This window comes from Bradyrhizobium sp. P3_C3, from assembly GCF_056402655.1.
On sequence record NZ_JBFUGY010000020.1, the window covers coordinates 1 to 14,825 of the forward strand.

Sequence of the window (14,825 nt, forward strand, 5' to 3'; positions counted from 1 at the left end):
GAACGGGCGGAGCCTGCGGCACGGGCGGGGGAGGCGGTGGCGCGGCCGCGCGCTCGGCGCGCACCGGGGGCACTTTCACCGGCTCGGTCTGCCGCGGGGGACGTGGCATCAGCGGAGGCTCGTTGCGGGCGATGCGCGGCGGAACCGGCTCGGGGCGTGCCTCGCGCTCGGGGCGCGGCGGCAGGATCGGCTCAGGCGGAAAGCCGGCCAGTGGCGGTTCGTTGCGGCGCTCGGCCAGTGCGGGAGCGGGCCGGCGTACCTCGTCGGCGAAGGAGGGGCGCGGCCGCGGCGGCGGCTCGGGCATTTGCGGTTCGGGATGATCGAGCAGTTCGGGCCGCGGAGCTTCGTCGGTCCAGCTGCTGGTATCGGGCATCGGGGCAAGGCGCGGCGGCTCGGCGGCATTGGAACGCTGCGGAAGCTGGTCGCGGCCGGGCGCTGCGCGCACGATATTGGGCTCGACGACGATGTCGGTGGGACCGCCAATCATCAGGAGATGCTCGACATTGTCACGCCGGACCAGCACCAGGCGGCGCCGGCCATCGACCGCGGCGGCATCGATCACGGCAAGCCGGGGCATCCGGCCGCGCTGGGTGTTGGCACCGAGCCGGCTGCTGGCGAATCGGCGAACCAACCATGCGGCGACGCCGATCAACGCCAGAACGACGATGAACGCCACGATGAAGGTGATTGGGCTGCCTTGCATACTTGTCCCCGACAAATGGCGCTTTTCTCGTGCCCATGGTCAGACGCGCCAACCATCGGCGTGGGATGCCCCAAACTGCGATTTCTTAACGTCCCACGGCAAGTTTTGCCGTCCCCAGCTCTTAATAACCTATGAATCGCTCGATCCAAAACGACTTCTTGGCCTGTGCATGGCCCGCCAAACGGTTGGGTTAATGCCGCTTTTGGATGCGTAGAATCACGGGGGGCGCAAAGTGGTGTTCCATCAAGGGACATGCATCGACGCCATCTTTAACCACCTGTTAACCATACACGCGGCAAATTCTGCCTAGCTTCGGGCCTTTGGTCCGAGAGGCGGAAGGAGCCGCAACGATGTCCATCAACGACCTCCCGGTGCTGTCGGCGCTTCGCACCAAGATGCAGTGGCACCAGGAGCGCCAGCGCGTCCTGTCCGAGAACGTCTCCAATTCCGACACGCCCAAATTCCGGCCGCGCGACCTGGTCGAGCCGAAGCTCGACAAATCAGGCGCCGTCACTGGCTCGATGGGCCCCCTGGCGCTCACCCGCACCAGCGGCTCCCACATGACGCCATCCGGCGCGGCCTCGGGCTTCGACCAGAACAGGAATGCGGGTTTCGAGACCCGTCCCGCGGGCAACGCCGTCAATCTCGAGGAGGAGATGATGAAGGCCGCCAGCAACCAGATGGACTACGCGGCGGCGACCTCGCTCTATTCCAAGAGCCTGCATCTGCTCAAGACCGCGATCGGCAAAGGCTAGAGCATGATCCGGAAAAGTGTGCGGGCGGTTTTCCCTCGCGACAAACGCGGAACGCGTTTGCGCGGAGATCATGCTCAAGAGCTGAGGGAAGCGCATCATGGCGAATGACAGCAGCGACTTTGCCCGCTCGATGGCGATCGCGACCTCCGGCCTGCGCGCGCAGGCCGGGCGCATGCGGGTGATCTCGGAGAACATCGCGAACGCGGATTCGACCTCGCAGACATCAGGTGGCGATCCCTACCGGCGCAAGGTGCCGACCTTCTCCTCCGCGCTGGACCGCACGCTCGACGCGCAGGTCGTCACCCTCGGCAGGATCAAGCCGGACCAGTCGAACTTCCGCACCAAATTCGAGCCGAACAATCCGGCCGCCGATGCGACCGGCAACGTCAAATATCCCAACGTGAACTCGGTGATCGAGATGACCGACATGCGCGACGCGCAGCGGTCCTATGAGGCCAATCTCAACATCATCAGTGCGACGCGCCGGATGATCCAGCGCACGCTCGACATCCTCAAGAGCTGAACAGGACAATTAAGCCATGGCATCACCGACAATCGCAGCCAATGCTTATGCCAACCTCGCCCGCGTGCTGGAGAACAGCGGCGCCGGCAAGGGCAGCGAAGCGAGCGGGCAGTCCTTCGCGTCGCTCCTGAAAGACGCTGTCGGCAGCGTCATGGAGTCCGGCCGCAAGTCCGACGCGCAGACGGTGGCGATGGCCGCCGGCAAGGCCAACGTGATGGACGTGGTGACGGCGGTCGCCGACACCGACGTCGCGGTGTCCACGCTGGTCTCGGTCCGCGACCGCGTGATCGCGGCATATGAAGACATCATGAAGATGCCGATCTGATCGGTCCTGTCATTCCGGGGCGCGACGAAGTCGCAAACCCGGAATCCATAACCACGATCGGGAGTATGGATTCCGGGCTCTCGCTTCGCGAGCCCCGGAATGACGAACAACTCATAGTGAGAAAAAGAACATGACCGGACCTGAAACCCTCGACGTCGCGCGTGATGCGATCTGGACCATCGTGATCGTGTCGTCGCCGCTGATGGTGGTCGGCCTCGTGGTCGGCGTCGTCGTGTCGCTGTTCCAGGCGCTGACGCAGATCCAGGAGCAGACGCTGATCTACGTGCCGAAGATCCTGGCCATCTTCGCCACGATGCTGCTGGCGCTGCCGTTCATGGCCGACGCACTCCATTCCCACATGATGCGGATCTCGTCGCGAATCATCGGCGGCTGAGGCACAATGCGCTCGTCATGCGCATCGACGTCTCGCTGCTGCCGGCGCTCGCCGCTTCCTTCATGCTCGCCTTCGCCCGGGTCGGTGCGATGGTGATGCTGTTGCCGGGGCTGGGCGAGACCAACATTCCGACGCGGATCAAGCTGGCGATCGCGCTGCTGCTGACGCTGATCATCCTGCCGCTGCATCGCAACGCCTACCACGTCGACATGGGCTCGATCGCGCCGCTGCTGGTCATGATGCTGCATGAGATCGTGATCGGCATCGTGCTGGGGGCGACCGCGCGCGTGACGTTGTCGGCGCTTCAGGTCGCGGGCGCCGTGATTGCGCAGCAGATGGGGCTCGGCTTCGTCACTTCGGTCGATCCGACACAGGGACAGCAGGGCGTGCTGGTCGGCAATTTCCTGACCATGCTCGGGGTGACGCTGCTGTTTGCCACCGACAGCCATCATCTGGTGATCGCTGCGCTGAACGACAGCTACACGATCTTCGCGCCCGGCGAGACCGTATCGAGCGGCGACGTCGCTTCACTGGCGACGCGCGCCTTTGCCGCCGCGTTCAGCCTGGGCTTGCAACTTTCCGGACCGTTTCTGGTGTTCGGCCTCGTCTTCAACATCGGGCTCGGCGTGCTGGCGCGGCTGATGCCGCAGATGCAGGTCTATTTCGTCGGCGTGCCGCTGTCGATCTTCGTGGGCTTCCTGGTGCTCGCCGTGGTGCTCACCGCGATGATGGGCACGTATCTCGACTATTTCATCGGTGTGATGCACCAGATGATGCCGCTCAAATAGGTGATCGATGGCAGACGACAACGATCCCGACAGTCAAACAGAAGACCCGACACAAAAGCGTCTCGAAGAGGCGCTCGAACGCGGCGACGTCGCCAAGAGCCAGGAGATCAACACCTGGTTCATGATCGCGGGCGGCACGCTCGTGGTCTCCACCTTCTCGGGCTCGGTGGGCAGCGGGCTGGTGACGCCGATGCGCAACCTGCTTGCCAATTCCTGGATGATCAAGACCGACGGCAGGGCTCTGCTCGCGCTGATGCAGCAGATCGAGGTCGCCGTGCTCGCAGCGATCGGCGTGCCCCTGCTGATGCTGGTGCTGGCGGCGATTGCCGGCAACGTGCTCCAGCACCGCCTGGTCTGGTCGGCCGAATCCCTCAAACCCAAATTCAGCAAACTGTCGCCGGCCGAGGGCCTCAAGCGCATCTTCGGCAAGCAGGCGGCCGCGAACTTCCTCAAGGGGCTCGGCAAGCTGATCGTGCTCGGCGCGGTCATGACCGTGGTCCTGTGGCCGGAGCGCCATCGCATGGAGGCGATGGTCAGGCTCGATCCGGCCGCCATGCTGGGCGCCAGCACCAGCCTGACCATTCATCTGCTCGGCGCAGTGGTCGCGGCGCTCGCGATCATCGCCATTGGCGACTATTTCTTCCAATATCGCAGCTGGTTCCAGCGGCAGAAGATGTCGCTCCAGGAGATCAAGGAAGAGTTCAAGCAGTCCGAAGGCGACCCGCACATCAAGGGCAAGCTCCGGCAATTGCGCCAGCAGCGCTCCAAGAAGCGCATGATGGCGGCGGTTCCCAAGGCCTCCGTGATCATCACCAACCCGACCCACTATTCGATCGCGCTGTCCTACGAGCGCGGCATGTCTGCGCCGATCTGCGTCGCCAAGGGCGTCGACAACCTCGCCTTCAAGATCCGTGAGATCGCGCGCGAGCACGACATCCCGATCGTCGAGAACGTGCCGCTCGCCCGCGCGCTCTACGCCACCGTCGAAATCGACCAGGAAATCCCGACCGAGCACTACCATGCGGTCGCCGAGGTCATCGGTTACGTCATGCGGCTGAAGCAGGGATTCGGCGCCGGACGCGGATAAAATGCCCGAAAAGTACCGGAAATGGCCGTAATCTGGGAATCAGCGTACCTTTCGCCCTTGCTGCCCTTGCGCCTGCGGGTCCGATTCAGGCAGGGAGGACCCCACGCGCCCCGTAGCGCGTTGATTCTCTGCCGACAGGCTGTGCCAGCTTGAAATGACTGCCGAGACCGACCACGACCTCACACGCGAGCCCGTTGCGGCGCACGAGCCGTCGCCGCGCTCGGGCAGCATTGCGCTGGTGCTGCTGGTGGCCGCCGGCCTCGTCGCCGTCGCCGTCGGGCTGATGACGCTCGGGCGCGCGCAGGCGCAGCCCTATATCCTCGGCATCCTCGCCGTGCTGGCGATGGTTGGCCTGTTCAACCTGTTCGCCTTCGCCGCCGGCATCATCCGCTTCGTCGACCGCAGTCTCGACGATCCCGTGATGGGGCGCATTGCCGACCACGCCTTCGACGGCCTGGCCGTGACCGATCCCCGCGGCCACGTGGTCTATTCCAACGCCGCCTATCTGACGCTCACCGGCGCCAGCGGACCGCAGGAGGTGCGGCCCGTGGAGCGCGTCTTCATCGGCAACCCCGACGTCTCCGAAGCCGTGTTCCGCCTGCTCAAGGCTGCGCGCGAAGGAAAACGGCAGCAGGAAGAGGTGCGCATCTCCGGCCATGACGGCAGCCAGGGCCGCTGGCTGCGCATGCGGGTGCGCCCGCTCGGCACCGGGAAGCGCGAGGCGAAATACGCGGTGTGGTCGATCTCCGACATCACCCGCGACCGCGAGCGCCAGGAGGACGTGTTCCAGGAACTCCAGCACGCGATCGAATATCTCGATCACGCGCCCTGCGGCTTCTTCTCGGTCAACCCGGCAGGCGAGCTCGCCTATGTCAACGCGACACTGGCGAACTGGCTCGACTACGATCTCGCCGAGATCGGCTCGGGCGGGCTGAAGCTCACCGACATCGTCTCCGGCGACGGCGCCTCGCTGCTCACCGCGATCGTGGCGGTGCCGGGCGAGGTGAAGACGGAAGTCTTCGACATCGACTTGCGCATGCGCACCGGCAAGACCATGCCGGTGCGGCTCTATCACAAGCTCGCCTTCGGCGCCGACGGCGCGCCGGGGCCGTCGCGCACGCTCGTCATCAGCCGCGCCCGCGACGAGCGCAGCGATCCCGACCGCGCCGCCGAAGTGCGCTTCATGCGCTTCTTCGACCATACGCCGATGGCGATCGCGACCGTCGACCGAGGCGGCAACGTCGTGCGCGCCAACGCGCGCTACGCCAAGCTCGGGCAGGCGCTCGGGCTCGACAGCGCCAGCAAGTCGATCTTCCGCGCGGTCAATTCGCGCGACCGGCAACTTTTGATCACGGCCATCAACCAGGCCGCGGAGGGCCAAGCCGACGTCGCGCCGGTCGAGGTGGCGCTCGAGGGAGCCAAGGAGCGCTGGGGCCAGTTCTTCGTCACGCCGGTGGATGCGGCCGAGAACGAGGCCGAAGCCGCCATCGTGCACATGCTCGAGACCACCGAGCGGCGCGCGCTGGAGAACCAGATCAACCAGTCGCAGAAGATGGAGACGGTCGGCCAGCTCGCCGGCGGCATCGCCCACGACTTCAACAACGTGCTCTCCGCCATCATGATGGCGAACGACTTCCTGCTGAACGCGCACAAGCCGACCGATCCGTCGTTCCAGGACATCATGCAGATCAAGCAGAACGCGACGCGCGCGGCGACGCTGGTGCGGCAGTTGCTGGCGTTCTCGCGGCGGCAGACGTTGCGGCCGCAGGTGCTCGACCTCGGCGATGCGCTGTCCGATCTCGCCATGCTGCTGCGCCGGCTGATCGGCGAGAAGGTCAAGCACGAGACCATCCACGGCCGCGATCTCTGGCCGGTGAAGGTCGACGTCTCCCAGTTCGAGCAGGTAATCGTCAACTTGGCGGTGAACGCGCGCGACGCCATGCCCGACGGCGGCAAGCTGATCATCCGCACCGCCAACGTCACCGCGGAAGAAGCGGCCAAGCTCGCCTACAAGGGCATGCCGGCCGCGGACTATGTGCGGATCGAGGTCGCCGACACCGGCACCGGCATCCCCGCCGATATCCGCGACAAGATCTTCGAGCCGTTCTTCTCGACCAAGGAAGTGGGCAAGGGAACCGGCCTCGGGCTCTCCACCGTCTACGGCATCGTCAAGCAGACCGGCGGCTTCATTTACGTGGACTCGGAACCGGGGCAGGGGACTTCGTTCCATATCTTCCTGCCGCGCCATCACGCCGAGCCGGAGGTGCAGGAGCAGCCCGCTGCAGTGGTCGGCGCGGCCAATGGCGCCGCGAAGGAGACCGCACCTGCGGCGGCGGAGGCCAAGCCGCGCACCGATCTCACCGGACAGGGCACCATCCTTCTCGTCGAGGACGAAGAGGGCCTGCGCGCGCTGAACGCACGCGGCCTGCGCTCGCGCGGCTACACCGTGGTCGAGGCCGAAAACGGCGTCGAGGCCATGGAGGTCCTGGAGGAGCAGAGCGGTGCGATCGATCTCGTCGTCTCCGACGTCGTGATGCCCGAGATGGACGGCCCGACGCTGCTGAAGGCGATGCGCGAGAAGAATCCCGACATCAAGTTCATCTTCGTCTCCGGCTACGCCGAGGATGCCTTCGAGAAGAGCCTGCCCGAAGGCCAGCAATTCGACTTCCTGCCAAAGCCGTTCACGCTCAGCCAGCTCGTGGCGGCCGTAAAGGAGACGATGGCAAAGGCGGGATGACGGCGACTATCACGGTCGATTTGCGAGAGTTCCTCGAAATGACGAGGAAAAAGCGGCATTCCTGTCGTAAACCCGCCGGTAACCCGCGACCGCAGTTCCTCCGGCTCCCCGGCCAAACCCCCGCCAAATATGGGCTTTTGCCACATCCCCGCGACTGAGGGCCGCAGCCATAAGTTCCGAAACCGGCTTCACTTTTCGGGAAGTCTGCCCATCTTAGGAGCACGTCCCCATGCCGGGGATTTGGGAAACGCACATGACTTTCTCGCAACGCTCCCGCACTCTCTTCAAGACCCTCGCCGTCATGCTGGCGCTTGCGCTGCCGACTGCGCTGGTGATTTCGTCCGCGGACGCCCGCGTCGGTGGTGGCATGTCGTCGGGTTCGCGCGGTTCGCGCACCTATTCGGCGCCGCCGTCGACCACGACCGCGCCGGGCTCGACCTCGCAGTTCAACCGCACCTATACCCAGCCGGGTGCCGGCATGAATTCGGCTGCCGCCGCACCCGCGCGTGGCGGCCTGTTCGGCCGCGCCGGTGGCTTCATGGGCGGCCTTGCGGCCGGCTTCCTCGGCGCAGGCCTGCTCGGCATGCTGTTCGGCGGCGGCCTGTTCGGTGGCCTCGGCGGCCTGTCGTCAATCATTGGCCTGATCATCCAGATCGCGCTCGTGGTGTTGGTGGTGCGGCTGGCGATGTCCTGGTGGCAGCGCCGCCACTCGCAGCAGGCGGCCTATGCCAATGCTGATGCAAGCAGCGGTCAGGGACCGCAGCCGAACTATCGCAGCGGCCTCGGTGGCGGTAGCGTCGGTGGTGGACTTGGCGGTGGTCTCGGCGGCTTCGGCTTCGGCGGCGCCAACAACGCGCCGCTCGAGATCAAGCCGGATGACTATGAGGCGTTCGAGCGCCTGCTCGGCGATGTCCAGGCCGCCTGGTCGAACGAGGACGTGGCCAAGCTGCACACGCTCGCGACGCCGGAAATGGTCTCCTATTTCGAGCAGGACCTCGGCCAGAACCGCGCGCGCAACGTCGTCAACAAGGTGACCAACGTCAAGCTGTTGCAGGGCGACCTCGCGGAAGCCTGGCGCGAAGGCGAGACCGAATACGCCACGGTAGCGCTGCGCTTCGCCCTCACCGACAAGACGCTGGACCGCAACAGCGGTACGGTTGTCGCCGGCAGCGAGCAGCCGGGCGAGGCGACCGAGATCTGGACCTTTGCCCGCCGTCCGGGCAGCGGCTGGGAATTGTCGGCGATCCAGCAGACCAACTGATCGTACGCAGATTAAAGACAAGGGCGTCGTGCTTCGGCACGGCGCCCTTTTTCTTTGAGCCGCTTATATCCTGATACGGCCGACCATTTTGCGCGAAGCACTTAATTGCTTGTTGCCCGCGCAGAGCTCCCGCAATTTCGCGCCTGCCGGTTAGAGAGGGAGATATTCGGTGAGCCAGTCTGTCGCGCGCTCCAGGACAAATCACGAAACCATTGCCAGGAATTCGTCCCTGCCGCTGGAGGCGATCGAAACGGCGTATGACCGGATCGAGGCCGAGCGCGACCGCAATTGCTGGATCTATCTCCGCCCGCGGGAGGAGGCGCTCGAAGCATGCCGGAAGCTTGTGGCGCGCGCGCGGACAGGCGAAAATCTTCCGCTGCTCGGCATTCCCTTTGGTGTGAAGGACAATATCGATGTCGAGGGAATGCCGACCACTGCCGCATGCCCCGCGTTCAGCTACACGCCCTGGCATTCCGCGCACAGCGTCGAACGCCTGACCGCGGCCGGCGCAATTTGCCTCGGAAAGACCAATCTCGATCAGTTCGCCACAGGCCTGTCCGGTGCGCGTTCGCCCTATGGCCCCTGCGCGTCGGTTGCCGATGCGCGCTATATTGCGGGCGGCTCCAGTTCCGGGTCCGCGGTCGCCGTCGCGGCGGGGCACGTCGCGTTCGCGCTCGGCACCGATACTGGCGGGTCCGGCCGCATACCTGCCGGCTTCAACAACATCGTCGGAATCAAGCCGACCGTTGGGCTGGTGTCATCACGCGGGCTGGTGCCGAATTGCCCGACGATCGATTGCGTTTCGGTGTTCTGCAACACTGTCAGCGACGGCGAGGCGATCATCGAAATCATCGAAGGGTTCGATTTCGAAGATCCCTACAGCCGCTTGCCCCGGGCCTTTTCTTTCGCCACAGGGACGGTGCCATCCTTCCGCTTCGGCCGTATCGCGTCCGCCGATCTCGAATGCTTTGGCATGCCGGAATGCGGCGAGCTCTATGAGCGCGCCTGCGAGCGTTTCACGCAGATCGGGGGAACGGCGATCGAGGTGGACTTCGCGCCGTTCCGCCAGGCCGGGGAGTTGATGTTCAGCGGACCCTGGGTCGCGGAGCGGCACTCGGCCATCGCTTCGCTTATGGACATCGATTCTGGCTCCCTGCTTGATGTCACGAGGACCGTGCTGGGCTCGGCCGCCGGCTATTCAGCGATCGACACATTTGGTGCCATTCACCGGCTGCACCGGCTTCGCCGCGACGCCGAGGCGATCTTTGCGGGTATCGATGCGCTGGTGGTCCCGACCGCACCGCGGCCGTTCACGCTGGAGGAGATGGATCGCGATCCGATCACCCTCAACAATCGCCTCGGCTACTACTCGTACTTTGCCAATCTGCTCGATCTCTGCGGCGTGGCGGTTCCGAACGCGACATTGCCGAACGGCATGCCGATGGGCGTGACCCTTCTGGCGCCGGCCTGGCATGATCGCGCGCTGATCGGACTGGCGCGGCGGTTCGAGGCCAGTGCGGGCCGAGCGGCGTTCGAATTGAAGTCTGGCGGTTGACGGACGGAATTTATTCCATCTCTTGCTCGAGTGTCGAAAGATCCAGGATCGAAATCACGGATCTGTCGTACCTGATCACGCCTTCCTCCTGGAGCCGCGCGAGCTGTACTGTCACCCATTGGCGGGTGGATCCGATGAGATTGGCGAGATCGCCGTGGGTAAACGGCATCCCGATGACGACCTCGCCGTCGCGCTTAACGCCGTAGACGTGCGACAGGAAGATCAACAGGCTATGCAGCCGCTCGGTCACCGAGCGCGTCCCGAGCATCTGGGCCATCGCCGAATAGCATCGCGCCTTGAATGCCAGGGCATCCAGCAGGGCGACGGCGATCGCCGGCGATTCCAGCGCAAGCCGCCGCAGCGCCAGTCCCGGCATGAACGTCAACAGGCTGGGTTCGGCCGCAACCGATGACCACATGTGCGGGCCCGTTCCGAATATATCGGGGCCGCCGACGAAGTTGCCGGGAAACCAGTAGGCGAGCGTGACCTCGCGCCCCGACGGCGCCGCATAGTAGCTGCGTATGCGTCCCTCGCTGATCAGGTAGATCCCAGCCTGTGTGTCGCCCTGAGACCAAACCAGTTGGCCGGCTTCCAGGGCCTTCTCGCGTCCGATCGCGCGCAGCCGATTGCAATCAGCCCGGTTGAGACCATCCAGCAAGCCGGGCAGCGGCCTGACGAGATTGTCCGACTCGGCCAGCATCACGCCTGCCGCTATCGCGCTATTCGCCCTGTGCATCGCCGGCTCCACGGTGAGACCCGGCATCGATTATTCAAGAACCATGCCAGCGCGCTGCGGGCTGCTTCGCGATTTCCAAGTTCTGGGGGATCAGCTCGCGTCCGACTGATTGAACGCCCGCAACCCTTCTGCGCGGATGACGTCGAGACAATCCTTCTTGAGGGAAAGATAGGTTGGCTCGACCATGACAGAGCTCGACCGCGGGCGCGGCAGCTTGACCGCGACTTCGCGCAGGATGCGGCCGGGTCCCGCGCTCATGATGAGAACACGGTCGGCCAGCACGATGGCCTCATCTATGTCATGCGTGACGAACACGATCGTCGCCTTGATCCGGTCGCGCAGCTCCAGCAGATTGTCTTGCATCACCGCCCGGGTCTGCGCATCGAGGGCCCCGAAGGGCTCGTCCATCAGCAGCACGCGGGGCTGATTGGCCAACGCTCGCGCGATCGCCACGCGCTGTTGCATGCCCCCGGACAGCGTGTTCGGATATGCGTCGGCGAAACGCTTGAGACCGACCATCGCGATCAGATCGTCGGCGATGGCATTCGCTTCCGTCCTGGACTTCCCAAGCATCCTGGGGCCGTGGGCGATGTTCCTGCGGACAGACTTCCAGGGGAAAAGATGCGGCTGCTGGAACACCATTCCGACATCGGGTCGCGGGCTGTAGACACGCGAGCCCTCTACCAGGATATCGCCTTCAAACGGCACCTCCAGTCCGGCGATCGTATTGAGCACCGTCGACTTGCCGCAGCCGGAGGGCCCGACGATGCAAACGAACTCGCCAGGTGCCACGTCGAAGGAAACGCGATCCACCGCGATGGTCTGCCCGCGGCGGGTGTCAAAAACGATGCTCAGGTCTGAGACTTGAATGGCCGGTTGTTTCCGCGCCGATTCGACGGAGGCTGGCGAATTTGCCAGAGCCAGTTTCATGGTCGATCGAGCTCCAGACATCAACGCCACCAGACAGTACGTTCCGCAAGAGCCGAAAACAGCCGGTCGGCAGTGAACGAAATCAACCCGAGCGCTGCGAGCCCGCCCATGACCTGGCCCGTTTGCAAATTCTGCTGCGCAATCTCGATCCTGTAGACGATGCCGGCGAAAGCGCCTGCGAGTTCGGCCGCGACAAGCGTGTAAAAGGAGATGCTGACGGCGGTGCGCAACCCGACCACGATGTAGGGAAGCGCGCCCAGCAGCACGATCTCCTGGAGCATCTGCCGCCGGGGCGTGCCGAGCATCAACGCCGCCCGAATCAGGCCGCGGTCGACCTTCTGCACGCCGATGTGGGTCGAAAGCCAAACCGTGAAGAACACGCCCCATACGACGAGGAATAGTTTTCCCGCCTCCGACAGGCCGAACCACAGGATGACGATCGGCACGAAAGCAATCGGCGGAATTGGCCGCAGGATGTGGAATAGCGGGGACAGCAAGCTCGAAACAACAGGGAATTGGCCGGTGAGGATACCGAGCAGGATGCCGAGCGCGCCGCCTAAGATGAACCCCGTGGTGACGCGAAAGAGGCTGGCCAGCAGATCGCCAAGGAACTGCCCGCTTCGTATCCACTCAAGGACCGCCGCAGCTACCACCGTCGGCGGCGGAAACAGCACCATGTTGACGGCCCCGGAACGAGAGACCAGTTCCCAGAGGCCGACGAACAGGGGAAGCGAAAGCGCCCCGATTAGAATATTGAGGCGGCGAAGACGAGCTGAATCCGGCCGCCGACCGCGACCGTCGGTGCGGAGAGCAATTTCTTGTCCTGCTGAAGTGCCGTCCTGCATGGCTGTGCGGGTGCCTATTTCCACGAGAGCGTCACGCGTGCGGGGTCGACCTTCTTCAGCGGCTCGGCGACGACGACCTTGCTGAAGTCGGGCATCGCCGCTCCCGGAGGATGGTTGCCGCTCTCGAGGCGCCATGCGGAGTGGGTCTTGAGAATCTCGATCAGCCGGTCGTCGAGACGCACCCGGTAAACATAGTCGGCCCAGATCGGAGCGAGGTCGTCCCGCTTCATGCCGACCGCGTCCGCCACGACCGTGATCGCTTCATCCGGGTGTGCTTTCATCCAGACCTCGGCGTCGATCAGTGAGGCGATGAACTTCTCAACCAGCGCAGGGTTGGCATCCAGATAGGTCCTCATGACAACGATGTTGAACGTCTCGGAGTAAGTGCCCGTTGTATCGAGCTCAACGACGGCTTCGCCGAGGGCCTTCTTGGCGTTGGCGATGTGGGGTTCCCAAGTGTCGATCGCGTCGATGCTTCCTGCTGCAAGTGCCGGCAGCATCTCCTGCGGCCGCAGGTTGACGAGGGTGACATCCTTGGGAGTCAATCCCGCCGACTTCAGCAAAGTCGCCGTGTAGACCTCGCTGCCGGTGCCGGCAGTGAATCCGATTCGCTTGCCGCGAAGATCTGCCTTGGTCTTGACGCCGGCCTTGGCCGCGACGACCGTCTTGAGGTCGGAATATTCCATGCCGGCGACGAAGGCGATGGGCTGGTTTGCCATCGCCGAAGCGGTGACCGGCGCCTCCGCCGTCGTCGCGATGTCGGCGCCGCCCCCGATCACGGTGTCCAGGCACTGCTTGCCGGACGTGAAGTTCGAGACGGTGATGTCCAGTCCGTTCTTTTCGAAAATCCCCTTCGATTTGGCGACGATCGCAAGGCCGGAGATCGGTCCGAGGTTTTGCGCAAGCCGGGCTTTGAGCAATTCCGCGGCCGAGGCGCGGCCCGGACTGATGGCAAGGCAGCAAAGCGCGGCATAGCCGGCAATTGCCGCGATTGGGCGGACGGTGTTCCAGTGCATGACGATCTCCCCTCGCGCCGCGCCCGGCGGCAGCCCCGATGTGATCGCGGATGCCGCCCTGAACGGCCCCGCAGCAGACTCCCGCGTCCCCTCCTGGGCGATCTCTTGAGGATCGGCCCCACGTTGGTATGCTCGCCCGGCGCTACGGTCTCTGGAAGCAATTAATCGACATGGCCCTCGGGGCGACCGGTCGAGCGCCGCCGCTCAAGGTGATGCGCGTGCGGCGGATGGCCGCTGGAATAATGTCTGTCGTGACGGGTTCATGTCAGCGGATCAAAGACCGTCCAGCGAGGCGCAATCGCAGGAACAATCGGGAGGATAGGATGAGCATTCTTGCCAGGGTCATCGTGCCAGCAGGCGTTGCGTTCGCGGTCTTCGCAAGTCCATCGGTGTGGGCGCAGTCAGCCGACATGACCTTCTTCGTGACTTCGAGCGGGCCGGGCAAGGGAGCCGATCTCGGCGGCCTGGAGGGAGCCGATGCGCAGTGCCAGAAGCTGGCGCAGGCCGGCGGCGCCGGCGGCAAGACCTGGCGCGCCTATCTCTCGACGCAGGCCGCTGACGGCAAGCCCGCCGTCAATGCCAAGGACCGCATTGGCAAGGGACCGTGGCAGAATGCCAAGGGTGCGGTGATTGCCAAGGACGTTGCCGACCTGCACGGCGCGGCCAATAACCTCACCAAGCAGACAGCGCTCAGCGAGAAGGGCGAGGTCATCAACGGCGCCGGCGACACGCCGAACCGGCACGATATCCTCACGGGATCGCAACCGGACGGCACCGCTTTTGCCGCGGGCGACGACAAGACCTGCAGGAACTGGACGTCGAGCACGCAGGGCGCGGCGGTCGTCGGCCATGCCGATCGTAAGGGCCTGCGCGACGACGAGCCGTCAAAGTCCTGGAACAGCTCTCACCCCTCGCGCGGTCCTGACGGCGGCTGCTCGCAGGCCGATCTGAAGAGCACCGGCGGCGACGGCCTGCTGTTTTGTTTCGCGGCGAATTGAGTTAGGGCGCGCAGCTCTCTCCCCGCGACATTGCGAGCGTAGCGAAGCAATCCAGACTGTCTCCGCGGAAAGATTCTGGATTGCTTCGCTTGCGCTCGCAATGACGGGGTATGTGGTGCCGCCGTTCCGTCTCGCTCTCACGGAACCTTCGGCCGCATGTTACATTGGTCCG

15 protein-coding genes are annotated in these 14,825 nt (G+C 64.6%); 10 read left to right on the forward strand and 5 right to left on the reverse strand.

All coding sequences use genetic code 11. The annotated features are described in order from the left end of the window. Positions 1 to 703: flagellar biosynthetic protein FliO (locus tag AC1DW2_RS22565; RefSeq protein WP_477007170.1), on the reverse strand; the 703-nt coding region annotated here is incomplete at its 3' end. Positions 704 to 1,053: 350 nt separating this feature from the next. Between AC1DW2_RS22565 and flgB the strand changes: the two genes are divergently transcribed. The 9 genes from flgB to atzF all read left to right on the forward strand — a co-directional run bounded on the left by flgB (position 1,054) and on the right by atzF (position 10,128). Beyond that, complete coding sequence (flgB, locus tag AC1DW2_RS22570) at positions 1,054 to 1,458, forward strand: flagellar basal body rod protein FlgB (protein WP_063982288.1); 405 nt, start codon at positions 1,054 to 1,056, stop codon at positions 1,456 to 1,458. A 97-nt stretch (positions 1,459 to 1,555) separates the two neighbouring features. Beyond that, positions 1,556 to 1,981 (forward strand): flagellar basal body rod protein FlgC, encoded by a 426-nt coding sequence (gene flgC, locus AC1DW2_RS22575; RefSeq protein ID WP_354130456.1) that lies wholly within the window; start codon positions 1,556 to 1,558, stop codon positions 1,979 to 1,981. A gap of 16 nt (positions 1,982 to 1,997) precedes the next feature. After that, positions 1,998 to 2,306, forward strand: a complete 309-nt coding sequence (fliE, locus tag AC1DW2_RS22580) for a flagellar hook-basal body complex protein FliE (RefSeq protein ID WP_008142413.1) — start codon at positions 1,998 to 2,000, stop codon at positions 2,304 to 2,306. A 130-nt stretch (positions 2,307 to 2,436) separates the two neighbouring features. Further along, complete coding sequence (fliQ, locus tag AC1DW2_RS22585) at positions 2,437 to 2,700, forward strand: flagellar biosynthesis protein FliQ (protein ID WP_014494021.1); 264 nt, start codon at positions 2,437 to 2,439, stop codon at positions 2,698 to 2,700. A gap of 17 nt (positions 2,701 to 2,717) precedes the next feature. Continuing rightward, positions 2,718 to 3,488, forward strand: coding sequence for a flagellar biosynthetic protein FliR (gene fliR / locus AC1DW2_RS22590; protein ID WP_028148497.1), 771 nt, complete (start codon positions 2,718 to 2,720; stop codon positions 3,486 to 3,488). A 7-nt stretch (positions 3,489 to 3,495) separates the two neighbouring features. After that, positions 3,496 to 4,575: a flagellar biosynthesis protein FlhB gene (gene flhB / locus AC1DW2_RS22595; protein WP_063982289.1), complete on the forward strand. Its 1,080-nt coding sequence runs from the start codon at positions 3,496 to 3,498 to the stop codon at positions 4,573 to 4,575. A 154-nt stretch (positions 4,576 to 4,729) separates the two neighbouring features. Further along, entirely contained in the window at positions 4,730 to 7,312 is a 2,583-nt protein-coding gene (cckA, locus tag AC1DW2_RS22600) for a cell cycle histidine kinase CckA (RefSeq protein WP_085404225.1), read from the forward strand. A 229-nt stretch (positions 7,313 to 7,541) separates the two neighbouring features. Beyond that, positions 7,542 to 8,573: a Tim44 domain-containing protein gene (locus AC1DW2_RS22605; RefSeq protein ID WP_231142304.1), complete on the forward strand. Its 1,032-nt coding sequence runs from the start codon at positions 7,542 to 7,544 to the stop codon at positions 8,571 to 8,573. Between the two features lie 169 nt (positions 8,574 to 8,742). Continuing rightward, positions 8,743 to 10,128, forward strand: coding sequence for an allophanate hydrolase (atzF, locus tag AC1DW2_RS22610; RefSeq protein ID WP_283017039.1), 1,386 nt, complete (start codon positions 8,743 to 8,745; stop codon positions 10,126 to 10,128). Positions 10,129 to 10,138: 10 nt separating this feature from the next. Here the strand turns inward: atzF and AC1DW2_RS22615 are convergent, their stop codons facing one another. The 4 genes from AC1DW2_RS22615 to AC1DW2_RS22630 all read right to left on the reverse strand — a co-directional run bounded on the left by AC1DW2_RS22615 (position 10,139) and on the right by AC1DW2_RS22630 (position 13,655). Beyond that, on the reverse strand, positions 10,139 to 10,864 hold the full coding sequence (locus AC1DW2_RS22615; RefSeq protein ID WP_063986244.1) for a Crp/Fnr family transcriptional regulator: 726 nt from the start codon (positions 10,862 to 10,864) through the stop codon (positions 10,139 to 10,141). A 90-nt stretch (positions 10,865 to 10,954) separates the two neighbouring features. Further along, positions 10,955 to 11,794, reverse strand: coding sequence for an ABC transporter ATP-binding protein (locus tag AC1DW2_RS22620; protein WP_081369229.1), 840 nt, complete (start codon positions 11,792 to 11,794; stop codon positions 10,955 to 10,957). A 20-nt stretch (positions 11,795 to 11,814) separates the two neighbouring features. Continuing rightward, entirely contained in the window at positions 11,815 to 12,639 is an 825-nt protein-coding gene (locus AC1DW2_RS22625) for an ABC transporter permease (protein ID WP_259256845.1), read from the reverse strand. 14 nt (positions 12,640 to 12,653) lie between these two features. After that, positions 12,654 to 13,655: an NrtA/SsuA/CpmA family ABC transporter substrate-binding protein gene (locus AC1DW2_RS22630; protein WP_354130455.1), complete on the reverse strand. Its 1,002-nt coding sequence runs from the start codon at positions 13,653 to 13,655 to the stop codon at positions 12,654 to 12,656. Between the two features lie 323 nt (positions 13,656 to 13,978). On the opposite strand from AC1DW2_RS22630, the gene AC1DW2_RS22635 reads away from it, so the two are divergent. Next, a complete protein-coding gene (locus AC1DW2_RS22635; protein WP_063982296.1) occupies positions 13,979 to 14,653 on the forward strand; it encodes a lectin in 675 nt (224 codons plus the stop codon). Positions 14,654 to 14,825: the final 172 nt, after the last annotated feature.